The organism is Dyella sp. Tek66A03 (genome assembly GCF_052567735.1).
On record NZ_CP199584.1, the window covers coordinates 4,464,834 to 4,481,614 of the forward strand.

The 16,781-nt window shown below is 63.4% G+C and carries 8 protein-coding genes and 1 pseudogene; 3 read left to right on the plus strand and 6 right to left on the minus strand.

The features are described from left to right. Positions 1-21 precede the first annotated feature (21 nt). From ACT01B_RS19870 to ACT01B_RS19880, 3 genes are all read left to right on the plus strand, one after another. Positions 22-561 (plus strand): hypothetical protein, encoded by a 540-nt coding sequence (locus ACT01B_RS19870; RefSeq protein ID WP_445144931.1) that lies wholly within the window; start codon positions 22-24, stop codon positions 559-561. Positions 562-1,228: 667 nt separating this feature from the next. After that, on the plus strand, positions 1,229-4,207 hold the full coding sequence (locus ACT01B_RS19875; RefSeq protein ID WP_445147536.1) for a TonB-dependent receptor: 2,979 nt from the start codon (positions 1,229-1,231) through the stop codon (positions 4,205-4,207). A 62-nt stretch (positions 4,208-4,269) separates the two neighbouring features. Then, complete coding sequence (locus ACT01B_RS19880; protein WP_445144932.1) at positions 4,270-6,447, plus strand: cellulase; 2,178 nt, start codon at positions 4,270-4,272, stop codon at positions 6,445-6,447. A gap of 16 nt (positions 6,448-6,463) precedes the next feature. On the opposite strand, the gene ACT01B_RS19885 is transcribed toward ACT01B_RS19880, so the two are convergent. The 6 genes and pseudogenes from ACT01B_RS19885 to ACT01B_RS19910 all read right to left on the minus strand — a co-directional run bounded on the left by ACT01B_RS19885 (position 6,464) and on the right by ACT01B_RS19910 (position 16,716). Beyond that, entirely contained in the window at positions 6,464-8,923 is a 2,460-nt protein-coding gene (locus tag ACT01B_RS19885) for a GH92 family glycosyl hydrolase (protein ID WP_445144933.1), read from the minus strand. A gap of 139 nt (positions 8,924-9,062) precedes the next feature. After that, positions 9,063-10,916 (minus strand): glycoside hydrolase family 35 protein, encoded by a 1,854-nt coding sequence (locus tag ACT01B_RS19890; protein WP_445144934.1) that lies wholly within the window; start codon positions 10,914-10,916, stop codon positions 9,063-9,065. Positions 10,917-11,148: 232 nt separating this feature from the next. Further along, a complete protein-coding gene (locus ACT01B_RS19895) occupies positions 11,149-11,499 on the minus strand; it encodes an alpha-galactosidase (RefSeq protein ID WP_445147537.1) in 351 nt (116 codons plus the stop codon). Beyond that, positions 11,500-12,354: pseudogene (locus ACT01B_RS19900) on the minus strand (glycoside hydrolase family 27 protein); the annotation flags it as partial. 156 nt (positions 12,355-12,510) lie between these two features. Next, positions 12,511-14,166, minus strand: coding sequence for a GH35 family beta-galactosidase (locus ACT01B_RS19905; RefSeq protein ID WP_445144935.1), 1,656 nt, complete (start codon positions 14,164-14,166; stop codon positions 12,511-12,513). A gap of 75 nt (positions 14,167-14,241) precedes the next feature. Beyond that, complete coding sequence (locus ACT01B_RS19910) at positions 14,242-16,716, minus strand: TonB-dependent receptor (protein ID WP_445144936.1); 2,475 nt, start codon at positions 16,714-16,716, stop codon at positions 14,242-14,244. Between the last annotated feature and the right edge of the window lie 65 nt (positions 16,717-16,781).

Sequence of the window (16,781 nt, forward strand, 5' to 3'; positions counted from 1 at the left end):
GCTCTCCACCAACTCCCACGCTTGAAAGAATGCGAAGAATTTACGCCATACGTCAGCGCCGGTATGGTGCCTTTACGGCCGCGGGTCGCAGCATGGTCCATCCGCGGCGCTCGCCGTCACCAGCGTGCAGACATGACCATCATGATACTGCGGGGCCCCCACCCTGCCGGCAACGCCTTCAATGGTGAACTCTTGCGTAGCCTCCAACAGCTGGCACGCGAAGCGGGGCGCATCGTCGAGGTATGCACGTGCGCGGGGCTGCGCGATTTCATCACTGGCCTGCGCTTGGCCCGCTCCCAAGCACCGGAATTTGTGCTGCTCGATCCCGGCGACATTGCACAGGAAGCCCAGGCCCATCCCGAGGCAGGCCTGCACGACGCACTCGACGAACTGACCTCACCTTATATTGAAGTTCACGATGGTAGCGATAGCGCATTGGAAGCCGGGCCGTGTCAGCGCGGCGCTCCGCTCGCGACCATCATCATCAATGGCGATCTGTCGACGAGCTACCGAATCGCTTTGGGAATCGCCTTGCGCCAGCTGGGCACGCTCAAGTGTTGATAAGTGCTTGTGAGCGGCCAACCCGCATTCTTCAATCGTCTGGTCTATCAAGGGCCAAATCGCCACGCCTCGTCGCCCTTCGACCATTGACGACATCGGAACCCACTGGCTGAAAGACCAGGCCGCGCGTTCGACAAGGACGGGGGCGGCCGTCGCGATTTCGGTCCGCGGACGACCCTCTGCCACGGCCATGCCGTGAAGTGCCCGCGATGATCGACAAGCTCATGGGGAGGCGTGCGCGGCACGCCCTGCCTTCGCACCCTATGCGCGCCGCCTGGTTTATCTCCCAACGCACCAAAAGGCGCGATCGCGCAATCAACGATGAGATTCAAACGCTCGATTGCGGCGACTGCAAACGAAGAATCATTAAAGTCCGCCAGCAATTTCGTAATTGTTTAGTGGCACTCCCTCCTATTCACTACGCACACGCCTAAGGCCGGGTAATGGGGACCGCGTTGCAAGTTCTTGCGGACCGGACTTCCGTCGTGATGAAAAAAATAAGCCGCCTGGCGCAAGCCGTCGGCGACATTACACATGCTGGGGGAGTGATCCAAGAATGAAGAGCAAGCTGCAAACTTCGGTGTTGCAGGATGGCGTGTACCCGTCTTCCACCGTTTCGCTGTCCAGCCGTCGATTGACGGCCGCCGTCGCCCTGGGCCTGGCGCTAATGTATGCGCCAACCATGGTCCTGGCGCAGGACGCCACCAGTCAGACTTCCGGCACCACGACGCCGGCACCGGCCAAGCCGGATGCAAAAGCCGATGCCAAGAAAAAGGCCACCGACAAGAAGGACGTCAAGGACCTCGACGGCGTCGTTGTCACCGGCGTGCGTGCCAGCCTGGAGTCCGCACAGTCGCTGAAGCGGAACGCCAGCCAGATCATCGACTCCGTCACCGCGACGGACATGAACGCTTTGCCCGACCGCAGCGTGACCGAAACCCTGCAGCGCATCAGCGGCGTGACGGTCGACCATTTCCTTGCCGACAACGACCCGGACCATCCGTCCGCCGAGGGCAGCGGCGTGCTCATCCGCGGCCTGCCCTACGTGGCCAGCCAGCTCAATGGCCGCGACAGCTTCTCGGCCAATAACGGCCGCGCGCTGGGCTTCGAGGACGTGCCGGCCGAACTGATGGCCGGCGTCGACGTGTACAAGAATCCGTCGGCGGAAATCATCGAAGGTGGCATCGGCGGCACGGTGAACCTGCGCACGCGCATGCCATTCGATAACCCGGGCCAGGTGGTCAGCTTCTCCACCGGCATCAACGAAGGCGACATGGCGAAGCTGAGCAAGCCGTCGATGTCGTTCCTGTACAGCAACCGCTGGAAGACCGATGACCTCGGTGAGTTCGGCGCGATCGTTGATGTGTCCTACTCGGAACTGGCGTCACGCAATGACGGCATCCAGACCAACCCCTACGTCATGCGTCCCGACGCGACGGACACCTCGTATTACGCCCCCAACATCGCCGCCGGCTCGCCCACCAGCACGGTGTACGTGCCCGGTGACATCAATTGGCTGGAAATGCAGATGCAGCGCCGCCGCATCGGCTTGTACGGCGCCGTGCAGTGGCGTCCGACCAGCGACCTCGAGTTTTATTCGCAGTTCTTCCGGTCCGACTACAACCTGCAGTGGGACCAGCACAATGTGCAGACGAACGAGAGCGCCTACAACAACGTCTTGCCAGCGCCGGGTACCAATTTCAACTACAACAGCCAGGGCATCTTCCAGAGCGGCACCATGGCGTCCGACGCTTGGCGCGGCGCGGCGTCGATGGGCATTCCCAACGGCTACGTGAACTACTACACGGATAACCGCATCCAGACGCAGTTCACCCGCACCACCGACTGGTCGAACGGCTTCAAGTACAACATCAACGACCATGTGTTGCTCACCGGTGATGTGCAGTTCGTCAAGTCCACCAGCGACATGACCGACTTCTCGGTCTTTGGCCAGTTCTACATGCCGCCGGCGAACGTGAGCGTGGTCGGTACGCCCAGCCTGACGCTGGCCGATCCCAGCTACCTGGCCAACAAGGACAACTATTACCTGGGCGCGGCGATGGACCACCTGGAGCACGACTACGCCGAGCAGCGCACGGTCCGCACGGACCTGGAATACAACTTCCAGGACAGCAGCTGGCTGCAGTTCTTCCGTGTCGGTCTGCGCGCCACCGATCGCGATGCCCACAGCAACAACACCAGCAGCGGTTACAACTGGGGTCCGATCAGCCAGATCTGGAAGGCGTCCAGTTACACCTCGACGGGCCTGGACTGGTTCAACCAGATTCCGTCCGGGATGACCGAGCAGTACACGATGTCCAACTTCTACCGCGGTGCGAAGCTGCCGACCACGCTGTGGTTCCCCAGCAATGCGCTGGTGGGCAATTACGCGAAGGCGATCCAGCAGCTGTATGCGATCGAGGCCGCCGGTGGCTGGCAGGCACAGATCCCGGGCCTGGCCGGTGCAGACAATCATCTGAACGAAAAAACGCAGGCTGCCTACGCTTCGCTGTATTTCGGCAATGAAACCGCGCTGGGCATTCCGTTCGACGGCAACGTCGGCGTGCGCTTCGTGAATACGGACGTGCGCTCCAACGGCTCGATCCAGTACCCCGCGGCCAGCAACATCAGCGGCAGCACCGCCAACCTGACGCCGGAACAGCTGGCCCTGTTCAGTGGTGCCTACGTGCCGATCAACGGCAAAGGCAGTTACAGCAACTGGCTGCCCAGCCTGAACCTGCGCTTCAAGCTTACCGACGACCTGCAGCTGCGCCTGGCGGCATCCAAGGCAATGACGCGCCCGGATATCAACCAACTCAACTCGTACATGAAGCTCGGCGCTTCGTGGGGTGGTCCCGCGGGACAGCAGCCGACCATCACCGGCTGGACCGCCAGCACCGGCGGCAACCCGGCCCTGAAGCCGATGGAGGCGAACCAGTTCGATTCCGCGCTGGAATGGTATTTCGCGCCGACCGGCATGCTGTACACCACGGTGTTCTACAAGGAAATCAAGAACTACATCACCAATGAAATCACCACCGAGAACATCAGCGGCCAGGAATTCGCCGTCACCGGTCCGCAAAACGCGGGCACCGGTCGCGTGAGGGGCGTCGAGGCGGGTTACTCGCAGTTCTTCGACTTCCTGCCGGGTGCATGGAAGGGCCTGGGCGTGCAGGCCAACTACACCTATCTCAATAGCAGCAAGATTTCCGGCACCACCTCGTGTGATCCCGACCATGCCAATGGTTCGTGCGGAGCGAACTTCGTCGTCACCAACCCGCCGCTGCCGATGGCTGGCCTGTCGCCGAACAGCTACAACCTGATCGGCATGTACGAATACGGCAAGTGGTCGGCACGCGTGGCCTGGTCGTGGCGCAGCCGCTACCTGATCACGGCGGAGGACTCGGGTGACACCTACCTGCCAATGTGGAACGACGCGGCCGGTACGCTCGACGCCTCGGTGTTCTACCACATCAACAAGAACTTGCAGATCGGCTTGCAGATGAACAACCTCACCAACACCACCACGCGCGTGCTGATGGGTCCGTCCACCTACGTCAACGGCAGCGTGGATCCGAACCTTTACACCCGCGCGATCTTCCAGAACGACCGTCGCTACGAGATCGTGTTCCGCGGCACGTTCTAATGATGACTCAGCGTCAAAAGGCAAGCCGCTGGATGCTTGCCTGTCTGCTTGGAGTCGCTTGCATGCACACGCATGCAAGCGACAACGCAGTCGAGTACCGCTACACCAATGTTCGTATGGGTGGCGGTGGCTTCGTCAGCGGCTTGCTCTACCAGCCCGCCGCCGATGGCCTGCTGTACGCGCGCACCGATGTCGGTGGCGCGTATCGCTGGGACCAGGCGCGCGCGCAATGGACGCCGCTGCAAGACTGGCTTCCGGCTGCCGACAATAATCTCTATGGCGTGGACAGCCTCGCCGTCGATCCGCACGACGCCGATCGCCTGTACCTGCTGACCGGCACCTACACCCACCCCGGCGCCGGCAACGGCGCGGTACTCATTTCCACCGATCGCGGCGCCCATTTCAGCCGCAGCGACCTGCCGTTTCCGATGGGCGGCAACGAGCAGGGCCGCAACAACGGCGAACGTCTCGCGGTCGATCCCAACGATGGTCGCGTTCTGTTCCTGGGTTCGCGCACCGCCGGCTTGTGGCGTAGCGCGGACCATGGCGCGCACTGGACGAAAGTGGACCGCTTCCCGTCGGTCGCTACCAGCGCCAGCACCAACGCGGCCCACGGGTCACGCACGCAGCCGGTGGGTATCGTGTTCGTCGTGTTTGATCCCACCAGCGGCACCCCCGGGCACCCCAGCCGCAGCATGTATGCCGGCGTTTCCACTCAAGACACTAGCCTCTATCACTCCAACGATGGCGGCCAGAGTTGGAGCGCCGTCGAAGGGCAGCCCGCTGGTCTGCGCCCCCACCACATGCTGCGCGCCGGCGATGGCGCTTACTACCTCACTTACGGCGACGAGCCCGGCCCGGACAGCGTGCACGATGGCGCGGTGTGGAAATTCACACCGGCGAACGGCCAATGGGTCGACATCACGCCACTGCCGCGTAAGGCGGGCCATCCCAGTGGCTTTGGCTGGGATGGCATTGCGGTGGATGCAAGCAACCCGCAAGTGGTGATGACCTCCACGTTCGCGCATTACACGCCCAAGGATTTGCTCTTTCGCAGCACCGACGGTGGCCGGCATTGGCGGGAAGTGTTCGCGCAGTCGCAGTTCGACACCGAACATCCGGTGTGGCTGTCGGAACACACGCCGCACTGGATCGCCTCTATCGCCATCGACCACGACGCCGATCGCGTGTGGTTCGTCACCGGCTACGGCGTCTGGGCAGCGAATGACCTGGGCCAGCTTGACCATGGCGGCACGGTGCACTGGCAATTCCTCGATCAAGGCCTGGAGGAAATCGTCGCCAAGGCCATCATCAGCCCGCCCGCCGGTGCCTATCTGATCAGTGCGATGTATGACCAGGACGGTTACCGCCACGATGATCTCGACGTGGCACCGCCGCAGTTCACCGGGCCTCCGCGTTACGCGGATGCCGACGACGTCGACTATGCCGGCCGCAAGCCGAACGTGATCGTGCGCAGCGGCTGGCTGCGCAAGCCGTTTGGCCCGGCCGTCCGCGCGGCCTACTCCACCGATGGCGGCAGCCATTGGCAGGCCTTCGCCAGCGAACCGGCCGACATGGAAGGCGTCGGTGGCGGCAGCATCGCCATCGCGGCGGACGCGAAGCGCGTACTGTGGTTTCCGCGCGAAGCAAGGCACGGCTATCTCACGACCGACTTCGGCCAACACTGGCAGCTGATCGACGGACTGGAAGGCCATCTGCGCGTGGTCGCCGATCGCCTCGACCCGCAGCGCTACTACGCGGTCGACGCGGAACGGAAAGCACTGTTCGCCAGTCACGACGGCGGCGCGCATTTTGAGCCGATCCATGGTGACCTGGGCGCGTTCGCGGCCGCAGCCGCGCATCTGCGCCTGCAGGCCTCACCCGACGTCGCCGGCCGGGTTTATGTGTCCAGCCAGGATGGTTTGCTGCTCGGCAACGACGCCGGCACGCGTCTCGCCAGCGCCCGCGAACTGGGTAGCGTGGATGCCTTCGGCTTTGGCATGCCGGCGCCGGGTCGATCGCAGGCAACGCTATACGCCGCCGGCAAGCGCGATGGCGAACAAGGCATCTTCCGTTCCACCGATGACGGACAGCATTGGCAGCGCATCGACGACGACGCCCATCGATACGGCCAGATCAGCATGATCACCGGCGATCCGCGCCTGTTTGGCCGCGTCTATCTCGGCACCAGCGGACGCGGCATCATCTATGGCGATCCCGCCGAAGCGGGAAAGCGCTGAGTCAGCGGCCGCGCGCCTAACCTGCCGCCGCCGGTGCTTCGCTGGCCGGCAAATCGAACGACGGTGGCCGGTCGGCCAACGACGCGCCAAACAGCTTGTTCGGCGTGGCGGACATCTGGAACTCCAGCGCGCCGCCTTGTGCCAGATCGGCATGGCCGATCCAGCTGCGCGTCCACGGCTGGCCGTTCCAGTGCACTGCCTGGATATAGGGCCGGTCCGGTCCGTTGCCGACAGTCCGAATGGCCAGCTTGCGCCCGCCGCTGAGCTCGATCTCGGCGGCATCGAGCAGCGGACTGCCGAAGACGTAATGCGGACTCACCGGGTCCACGGCGTAGAGACCCAGGGCACTCAATACATACCAGGCGCTCATCTGACCGCAGTCTTCGTCACCTGCTAGACCATCGGGTTCGGGCGCGTACATGCTTTCCATCAGCTGGCGCACGCGCTGCTGGGTTTTGTAGTGCGCACCGGTATACGCGTAGAGATAGGCCATGTGATGGCTGGGCTCATTGCCATGCGCGTATTGCCCCACCATGCCGGCGATATCCGGCGGGGCGTCCGCCGGCAAGTCGGAGCTCGTGGTGAACAATCCATCCAGCTTGCTCTCGAACGCCTGTTGCCCACCAAACAGGCTCATGTAGGCGTACACATCGTGCTGGTTGAGGAAGGTGGCCTCCCATGCATTGGATTCGCAGAAGTCGCGCCAGCTCGAGGAATGCCCCATCGCGCGTGGATTAAACGGCTCCAGCCAGCGACCGTCCTCGGCACGCGGGCGCATGAACTGCATGCTCTTGTCGAAAAGTGTTCGATAGTTGCGCGAGCGCTCCCTCAGCTGCGTCGCGTCCTCCTTCGCGCCCACGGCGTCGGCCAGGTGCGCCACGGCCCAGTCGTCGTAGGCGTATTCGAGCGTCTTGCTGACGCCCTCCGCCTCCTTGTCGCTGGGCAGGTAGCCAAGCTTTCGGTAGTGGTAGAGGCCGCGATAATCGTCCTCCATCGCACGCCGGCGAAACACCGGCCACGCACTCGCGAAGTCGATCCCCTGGAAGCCCTTGGCCAGCGCTTCCGCGATCACCACGGCCGAGTGATAACCGATCATGCAGCCGGTCTCCACGCCCTGCAGCGGCCAGATCGGTGGGCCATCGGGGCTTTCGACCGCCATGCGCACCAGGCAATTGACCAGGTCCGGCACGCGCTCGGGTTGGTACAGCGTGAACAGCGGATGCAGGGCGCGGTAGGTGTCCCACAACGAATAGGTGCTGTAGTTGTGTTGCCCCGTGGGAAGCTGGTGCACGTTCGCGTCCATGCCGCGGTAGCGGCCATCGACATCGCTGAACAGCGTCGGCGCCAGCATGGTGTGATAGAGCGAGCTGTAGAAATTCCGCAAGGTGGACGTCGACTTCGACTGCACCCGGATGCGGCCAAGCTCGCGCTCCCACGCTGCTGCTGCGGCTTGTTGGATGCGCTCGAAATCCCAGTCCGGCATTTCGGTGTCGAGGTTGCGCAATGCGCCTTCGATATCGACGGCCGAAATGCCGACCTTCACCAGCAAGGGCACACTGGCGATGTCACTGATATGAAGAGCGGCCTTCAGGTGCGCGCCCTTGGCTTCAGTGGTGCCGGTCGGCAAGGCGACGTCATCCGAATAGAGCGTGGCATGCGAGAGCGGCCGCGAGACCTTCATCGCGAAGTAGAGGTAACGGCCCTTGGCCCATTGATGCACGCGCCGTCCGCCGACCAGGGTGTCATTGCCGATCAGGCGCAATTGCGCGTCGCTGACCTCGGATGGCACTTCGGCATGATCGTGGAAGCCGTGCGCCAGGTCGATCAGCAAATGGCCGTCGCCCTTGCGTTCAAACGTATACCGATGCATGCCGGCGCGCAGCGTGGCGGTCATTTCGGCGCGGATGGCGTGATCGGTCAGGTGAACGCGGTAATAGCCCGGACGCCCATGCTCCGAGGCGCGATCGTAACGCGAGCGGTAGCCTTGACCTGGATGCGGCGTCGCGTCGGGCGGCAGCGATGCCCCGGGACTCACCGCGCCGTCGTAACGCGAATGGTGGTTAGAGTCCGGCAGGCCGCGACCGCCCGGTTGCAGCGTCACCGCGCCTTGCGCCGGCATGACCAGGACGTCGAGCAGGTCGCCATCACCGGTACCGCTGAGGTGCGTATGCGAAAAGCCCATGATGGAACCATCGAGCTGGTGGTATCCGGCGCACGCATCCCAACCGACGTCGTGGGTATCCGGGCTGAGCTGCACCATGCCGAACGGCATCGACGCTCCGGGGAAGGTATGGCCATGGCCGGCCGTGCCAACGAACACGTCGACGTACTGCGACACGCCAGTCGCTGGCGACTGCGCACCAACTGCCCCTGCTGGCGTTCCGGCAAAGCGCATGCCCTCCGCCAGTGCGGACAGCGGCGTGCCGAGCACGCCGAGTGCCCCCAGGCCTTGCAGAAACTGACGACGAGACACCATGTTGCACTCTCCCCAAGCTGTCGATGGTTGACACGGTGGCGGACCGAACGCCACCCATGTCTAGGCGTCAGACGGTGATTTCATTGCGTCGCAAAGGGTTGGCTTGTTCCCGGCAGACGCCCTTCGGCACGGTGTGTTGTCATTCGGAGACTTGCGCCGGTGGGCTGGACCAGAGCGCCTGCGTCAGCCCGCGCAGGGATGCCCGCTTCGGTGTCTGAAGATCAAAAGCCACTACCGCGTTGTCGCCCTGCTTCACCCACGGCCCTGGCAGATAGAGTGACTGTTGCGGACCGATATCCCACATGCGTCCAAGGTTGTGGCCGTTGACCCACAACACGCCCTTGCCGAACGCACTCACATCCAGGAACGTGTCGGCTGGCTTTGTCGCATGCAAGTTGCCTCGATGGAAGGCAGGACCGCTCACCGACTGCGTGCTCCAGCCGTGTACGGCCTCCGGCGATGACATCGGCAAGGGGAATACCTGCCAGCCGTGCAGCTCGTTGCCGTTGAGCAGCACGGGATCGACCAGGCCGGCGCGACCATCGGCCAGGCGTGGCCCATAGTTGACGCGGCCGGTGTTCTCCACCAGCACGTCGATGCTGTGTCGCCCTGCATCAAGGGCGATGGACACATCGACCTGCTTCAAGCGGCGATCCACCGTGCCGATCAATTGCTTGTCGACGTAGACGGCGGCGTAATCGCGCACCTCGCCCAGATAGAGTTTCCCCGCGGTCGGACCGGAAAGCTCCGTGCGATAGAGGATGTAGCCGTAGTTCTGGCCAAATTGCTCCATCGACTGCGGCGCATCGACGGCGATCGGGGCCGGCAGGTTGTCCCACAGCGATGCGTGCTCGGTCAGCGCGAATGCGGGCAGTTCGATGATCGACGTCGGCGATGGCAGGGGTGGTGGTGTGGCGCCGGTAGCCTTGGCAATCACCTCGCGGAATTTGGCGAACTTCGGCTTGGGCCGACCCGCCTCGTCGAGCACCGCGTCGTAGTCGTAGCTGCTGGTCTCGGGCGTGTAGTGGTCGGTCGAATCATCGTGGAAGTTGGCGCCGTTCATGAAGCCGAACGTGGTGCCGCCTTCGAACATATAGATGTTCACCGAGTAGCCCTGGGCGAGCATCCACTCCAGCTCCCTGGCTTGCACGTCGGCGTCGGTATGCACATGTTGCACGCCCCACTGGTCGAACCAGCCATCCCAGTACTCACCGGCCATCATCGGCTGGCCGGGACGGAAGGCCTTCAGCTTGCCGAACGCGCTCTTGGCGTCGCCGGGTCCGAAGTTGACCACGGCGAGCACGCCCGGCAGGGCATCGTGCGCCAGGCCGTCGGCACCGTCGGAGGTGAACATCAAATTGGTGCCCAGGCCCGCGCGAATCAGCGCCTGATGGATGTCCTCCATATAGGTTCGATCATCGCCGTAGGAGCCGTATTCGTTCTCCACCTGCACCGCAATGATCGGCCCGCCGTGGGCCGCCATCAGTGGCGCGAGTTCCTTGCCGAGTCGCTGGAAATACTGATCGACCAGCTGCAGGAATTTCGGATCCTGCGTGCGCACGCGCAGATGCGGATTGGCATACAACCAGCCCGGAAAGCCACCCGCTTCCCACTCGGCACACACATAGGGGCCGGGACGAACGATCACGTCGAGGCCCTCGCGCTGAGCCATGTGCACGAACGCCGCCACATCGTTGTTGCCGCTGAAATCGAAGCTGCCGTGCTGCGGTTCGAGCGCGTTCCAGTAGACATAGGTGGTGATCGTGTTCAGGCCCATGGCCCGCGCCTTGCGCAGTCGATCCTGCCAATACGCGCGTGGAATGCGCTGGAAGTCCATCGAACCGGAAATGATCTGATGCGGCTTGCCTGCGCGGACGAAGTGATCGCCCTCGATGGTGATGGTGGCCGAGGTCGCCGCGTGCACCTCCTCGACCGGGCAAGCCAACGCTCCTACCAGGCAGATGGCAAGGATGCCGCGGAGACCCAGGGACATCCTTCCATCAAGGCCCGCGCCAAGGCGAGGTCGCACCAGCTCTGTCGACTCGGTGCGGGGCCATGCCTCGCCCGACGTACCAACGAATGCGCGCTTGATCGATTTCAGTAAGGCATACGTCACGTTGGCAGTACCTCGCCTCATAGTGGCCATCACGGCGTTTGTGCTGGGCGGCAATCCTTGCCCCTCGTCGGCCTTTATCGGCCGACGCTTCCTGTGTTTGCGATACGCGTCAGTGCGGGGCGTGGGGCGCGTCAATGCGCACCAGCCATACATCGTGGGACGCCAGTCCGATCGCCTGGTGATCGTCAAGGCTCACGGCCTTGCCGGTCCACAGGTCCGTCCCTTGCTGCTTGCCGTGCAGGCCAAGGCGCTTGAGATCGAGGAGGAACGGATGGGTGCCGGCAAAGCGCGTGTCGCCCACGTTGAAGATCGCGACGGCTAGGCCACCGTGACTCAGCGGCTTGGTCCACACTTCGACCTCACCGTCCGTATAGGCACGCGTTCCCTGCTTGCCGAGGGGATCCTGGTCGACCGCAATCACCTCGCGACGCGTAAGGATGTCCTTCACTTCCGGCTTCATATGGGCCAGGTCGTTGCCCGCCAACAGCGGGGCGGCCAGCATCGCCCACCAGCTGAAGTGCGTGCGGTTCTCAGCCTCGGTGAGGTCGCCATTGCCCACTTCCAGCATGTCCGGATCGTTCCAGTGACCCGGACCGGCGTAATGGGCGAGGCCCGCCTGCATGGTGGCGATGGCGTACACGAACTCGCCGTGCGGCGCGATATCACCCGTGGTGCGCCACAGGTTGGCGCCCACCTTCGGGTCGGCCGCCCATTCCCACACCGCATCCACGCCGTACTGGCACAGCGAGTAAACGATCGGACGCCCCGCCGCGTTGAGCCCCGTACGCATGGTGGCGTAGGCCTCGTGCATCATGCGCATCTGCTGTTCCGGATCGTTCGGCGCGCGCGCCTTCATCAGCTCGCCAAAACTGCACAAATCGTATTTGAGGTAGTCGACGCCCCATTCGGCATAGGTCTTGGCGTCCTGCTTCTCGTGCCCCAGCGAACCGGCGTAGCCGGCGCAGGTTTTCTCGCCCGGCGAGCTGTAGATGCCTAGCTTGAGCCCGCGTGCGTGCACATAGTCAGCGAGCGCCTTCATGTCGGGAAAGCGTTCATTGGCATGGATCACGCCATGGGCATCGCGCTGACCCTGCCAGCCGTCGTCGATGTTGACGTAGACATAGCCGGCATCGCGCATGCCGGTTGCCACCATGGCGTCGGCCGCTGCACGCACGTCAGCGTCAGTGACCTTTTCGGCGAAAAAATTCCAGCTATTCCAGCCCATCGGTGGCGTCGCCGCGATCGGTGCCGCCTGCGCGACGCCCTGCGCCAGACAAAGGACTGCTGCAAACAAGGCCGTATACGAAAGACGCATGGTTATTCCTCCCCAGGTCGGCGCGAGAGCCAGTCCGCGCACCGAGATTCAAATGTTTGATTGGCTGGATGGCGGCGTCGGGCCCGCCCCTCGGAACCCGACACCGCTCCAGGCTTGGCAGCGCCCGTTTCGAACGACTCGAAACGGACGGCTATCTCACTTGGCAGTACGCACGCGCAGGATGATGGAATGGTCGGGCAGCGACACGTGGCGCTCGTCGCCGTTGAGGCGTCGTGCGCGAACCCACTGGTCACCCTGGAACGTCCCTTCCTCGATCGAGAGCAGCTCCGCATCGCGCAGCGGGCCCTGCATTTCGCGGAAGGCCACGTCAAAACCCGTTCCCACGACCAGGAAATCATCCGGGGCCAACTCGATGATCATGCCCGCCGCGCGGCCCTTGACCGGGTCGAACGTCGCCGTGAACTCGATATTCGCAGCGAGTCGATCGGTGAGGCGGACGGACTGCTTCCAGTCCTCCCCGTTGCCCAGACCCTGCAGCACCGGGTGCAGCTTGCCGGTGTACTGCTTGCTCGCGATAAGCGGCAGCAGCGGACGCAGGACGCTGTAGGTGTCCTGGAAACGCATGCCGATGGCCGCACCGATGTCGCCCTTGGTCACGACGTCGTCGATGCCGAACGGGGTGAAGCCGATGCCGTTGAAGTCGCCGAACGTGGTATAGGCAAACGCGGCAAAGTACGGGATGAAGTTCGTTTCCGGCACATAGAGCGGGTTGTCTGGCCGGGTGTACTGCGCCGCGACGTCGTAGAACTTCGGGTAGTAGATATCCGGCGACAGCATGTCGATGACCGGCGCACCCGCCTTCCACACATCGAGCACGTTGACGGTGGCGCCACCGCTCGGCCAGCGACCCGGACGCTCCACGCCCTCGATCAGCCAGACGTTGACGTACATCGGCAGCGCGTATTCGTGCTTGCCGGCTTCGGCGACCGTATTGACGTAATTGGAGACGGCCCAGGCGCTGAACGCTTCCGGTGCCTTCTCGCCGAACACCTGGGTCCAGTTGCCGGTCTTCGGCGCGTGGCTCAACGCCTGCGCCATCCGCGCGGAGAGCTGCTGGCCATGGGCGTCCAGGTAACTCAACAGCGCAGCGGGCACCGGGGCCTCGAACTGCTTGTTGGCCGCGTCCGAATAGTCGCGGTCGGTGTTCATGATGCCCGGCTCGTTCTCTACCTGCATCATCAGCACGGTACGCTGGGACTGATCGATGCTCTTGATGTGCTGCATCAGGGCGGCGAATGCCTTGGTATCGGCCTGCATGGCGGCCTGGCTGAAGGGCGAGATGGTGGTTGTGACCTCACCTCGTGGTCCCTTTGCACGCGGGTAGGTGGCCTGGTCCGCCTTCATCCAGTCCGGTACATACTGGCTCTCACCGTTCTTCCAGGTGCCGAACCACAGCAAGACCGCACGCAAGCCGTGCTTGCGCGCCAGGTTGACCGCCACATCGACGGAGCTGAAGTCGTAGTGCCCCGGCGTAGGTTCGATCGCTTCCCAATAGATCGGCACCTCGACCGTATTGGCTTGCCAGCCTGCCAGCACGTCCATGGCCTTGCTGAGGTCTTCTGGGTTGGACGTATCGGAGTTGTGAACCTGTCCGCCAAGGATCAGATACGGCGCGCCGTCGACGATGAGATGTGCCTGCGCGCCCTTCTTCTCGAGGGTCGGGATCGGCGAGGCGCCGGCTTTGGCGACGCAGGCTGTCGTCAACACAAAGAGCGCAAGCAGGGCTGCCGCGACGGCGGTCACTTTCGGCAGTCGCGGGGAAGCGCTCGGAGAGCGCCGTTCATAAGTCATGTGAGCCATTTCCGGGTAATCGTTGTAGGGATGGGAGCCACCGAGGCGGCTCCCGATCAGACTGGGCGCGGCGCGTCAGAAGGCCGCACGGAACTCGATGCCGAAAGTTCGCGGCGGCGTGACCGTGGCATAGGGCGTACCGAACACGCTGGTCGTTTCGTTGCCGACGCCCAGCACGTAACGCTTGTTAAAGATGTTGTTGCCGTACAGACCCACACCCCAGCGGCGGTCCGGCGTATGCCAGTCCAGGCGCGCATCGGTGCGCTCGTTCGACTGCCCGATGGTGAACGCGGGCGTCGAGAAGCAAGCGCCCTGGATTCCCGAGTCCGCGTTGCAGCGGGTCGCGCCGCGGTAGGCGTACTGCATGTTCAGTTCCAGATCGCCGCGGAGGACGCCATGCCAGGTGTAATCGAAGCCCGTGGTCATGGAGAAGTACGGCTCGCCGGTGGGCTGGCCCGACAGGTCCACGCCTGAAGTCGAGGTCCCATGGACATAGGTGGCGTTGATGTAGGCGGAGGTGAAGTTCAGTCGCAGCGAATCGATCGGTATCCACTGCGCCTCGAGCTCCAGGCCGTGCGCATGCTGATCACTCGTGCTGACCATGTAGAACGGCACGCCCGAACCCGAGTAGTTCGGGTTTAGCACGTTCGACTGCAGGTTCGAGTAGCGGTAGTAGTACGCCGAGGCGTTGAACAGCAGGTTGTAGTCGGGCACCACGGTCTTCAGGCCGATTTCGTAGTTCCAGACCTTTTCCGGCTGATACGCGGAGCCGATCTCGAGACTGTTGTAGCCGCCCGCCTTGTAGCCCTTGGTGACGGAGGCGTAGCCCATCACATCGGGAGTGAATTTGTAGCTGCCCACCACGCGCGGGCTGAAGTCATGCCAGGTGTTGTCGGCCTGGACAAACTGGCCGACCGCGGTCGGGAAAACGACATTGGTGGTGAACGCCGCCAGTGCCCCCTGCGCGGCAGGTGGCAACATGGCGTAGATGCCGCTGGCCTGCAGCGCAGCCAGGGTCTGGTCGTAGCCTGGCGCTTGGCGCGGGATGTTGTACCAGGTAAAGGACTTCTGATCCTGCGTGTAGCGAAGACCGGTGGTGAGGTCAAACTTGTCGGTGACGTGCCAGATCACGTCGCCGAAAGCGGCATAGGCCTTGAATCGACCGTTGTTGTTGATCTGTTCCCGCCAGGAATCGCCGAGGAAGGAGAACGGCAGGCCCATGGCCTGCAGACTCTGCGTGATCTCGGTCAGCGGCAAACCAACGCCCATGACGTTTTGCGCGAGCGTATCCAGGCTGTCGGTGTTCGTGTTGACCTGGCTGGCCTGACGCGCCTGCTCGGAATAGAAGCTCACGCCGCTGACCCAGTCCATCAGGTCGTTGTTTCCGGCGAGCTTGAACTCCTGGTACCAGCTGTTGTTGTGCTCGATATTCGCGGTGTCGAGATAGCTGACGACGTGATTGGTGCCGTCGTTATCCATGTCGTTGTAGGTATCGAAGCCGCGCCATGCCGTGGTCGACGTCAGGCTACCCCACGAGAAGGAATGGTCGACGACCAGGTTGGCCCCGTTGAAGGTGCGCGTCTCGGACGCATTGATGGCGTCGTTGTAGAGGGGCGCGTGCAGGGGATTGAGGAACGTCGATGGATCGGCCGGAAACGGTGGCCGCTGATAGACGTCGTTCGACAGCGGGACGATGCCGATCTGGGGACGTGGCGGCTGATCGAGCCGCTCATGGTCCCACGAGAGCATCACGCGCGTATCCGGCGTGATGTTCCAGCGATAAGCGATGCGGGTGCCCCAGTCGTCGTTCTTGCCGTACTGCTGACCGTTGGCCTGGTTCTTGATCCAGCCGTCGCTCTGGTTGTCGAGCACGCTGACGCGCAGCGCCATGTCGTTGTTGATCGGCAGGTTGAGCAGCCCGCTGACGTAACGCTCGCCTTCATTGCCGATACGCACCACGGCCTTGCCTTCCAGCTTGTCGGACGGCTCGTTCGTAATGATGGAGATCGCGCCACCCGCGGCGTTGCGACCGAACAACGTACCCTGCGGCCCCTTCAGCACCTCGATGCGCTGGATATCGTTGAAAGCCAGCAGGGCGCCGCCGGAGCGGGCGGCATAGACGCCATCGATGTAGACACCGACAGCGGATTCGGTGCCGACGCCGAAGTTGCTCGTGCTGATGCCGCGCAATTCGTACGAAGGCTGGGTCGGCTGGCTGCCGTCCACGCCAAGGCCCGGCACGAAGATCGCGATCTTGCTCAGATCGGTGGCGGCCAGCGTCTGGATCTGCTGCGCGGTGATGATCTGCAGCGGGATCGGCACCTGCTGCATTTCCTGGCTGCGGGTCTGCGCCGTCACGACGATGTTGCCCAACTGCTTGGCCTTGGCCGTATCGGGCGTGGTGGAGGACGAAGCGGGTTTGGCGGCGGCATCCCCCGTGGCCTGCTGCGCGGCGGCGTCCGCGATGCTGGGGAACGGCGTGCAAAGCGCCATCGCCACGCCACTGTAGAGCACGTGACGCACATATCTGGGTAGTGAACGTTGACGCATGAGCAAGAATCTCCCCTTATCTTGTCGACTCGTATGATCGGAACGACGGCTGCCTGAACCCGATA

Excerpts from the sequence above, each read along its gene's own strand:
- ACT01B_RS19875 (WP_445147536.1), top strand. The coding sequence starts at position 1,229 with ATGTATGCGCCAACCATGGTCCTGGCGCAGGACGCCACCAGTCAGACT.
- ACT01B_RS19880 (WP_445144932.1), top strand. The coding sequence starts at position 4,270 with ATGCACACGCATGCAAGCGACAACGCAGTCGAGTACCGCTACACCAAT.
- ACT01B_RS19885 (WP_445144933.1), bottom strand. The coding sequence starts at position 8,923 with ATGGTGTCTCGTCGTCAGTTTCTGCAAGGCCTGGGGGCACTCGGCGTG.
- ACT01B_RS19890 (WP_445144934.1), bottom strand. The coding sequence starts at position 10,916 with ATGTCCCTGGGTCTCCGCGGCATCCTTGCCATCTGCCTGGTAGGAGCG.
- ACT01B_RS19895 (WP_445147537.1), bottom strand. The coding sequence starts at position 11,499 with ATGAAGCCGGAAGTGAAGGACATCCTTACGCGTCGCGAGGTGATTGCG.
- ACT01B_RS19905 (WP_445144935.1), bottom strand. The coding sequence starts at position 14,166 with ATGACTTATGAACGGCGCTCTCCGAGCGCTTCCCCGCGACTGCCGAAA.
- ACT01B_RS19910 (WP_445144936.1), bottom strand. The coding sequence starts at position 16,716 with ATGCGTCAACGTTCACTACCCAGATATGTGCGTCACGTGCTCTACAGT.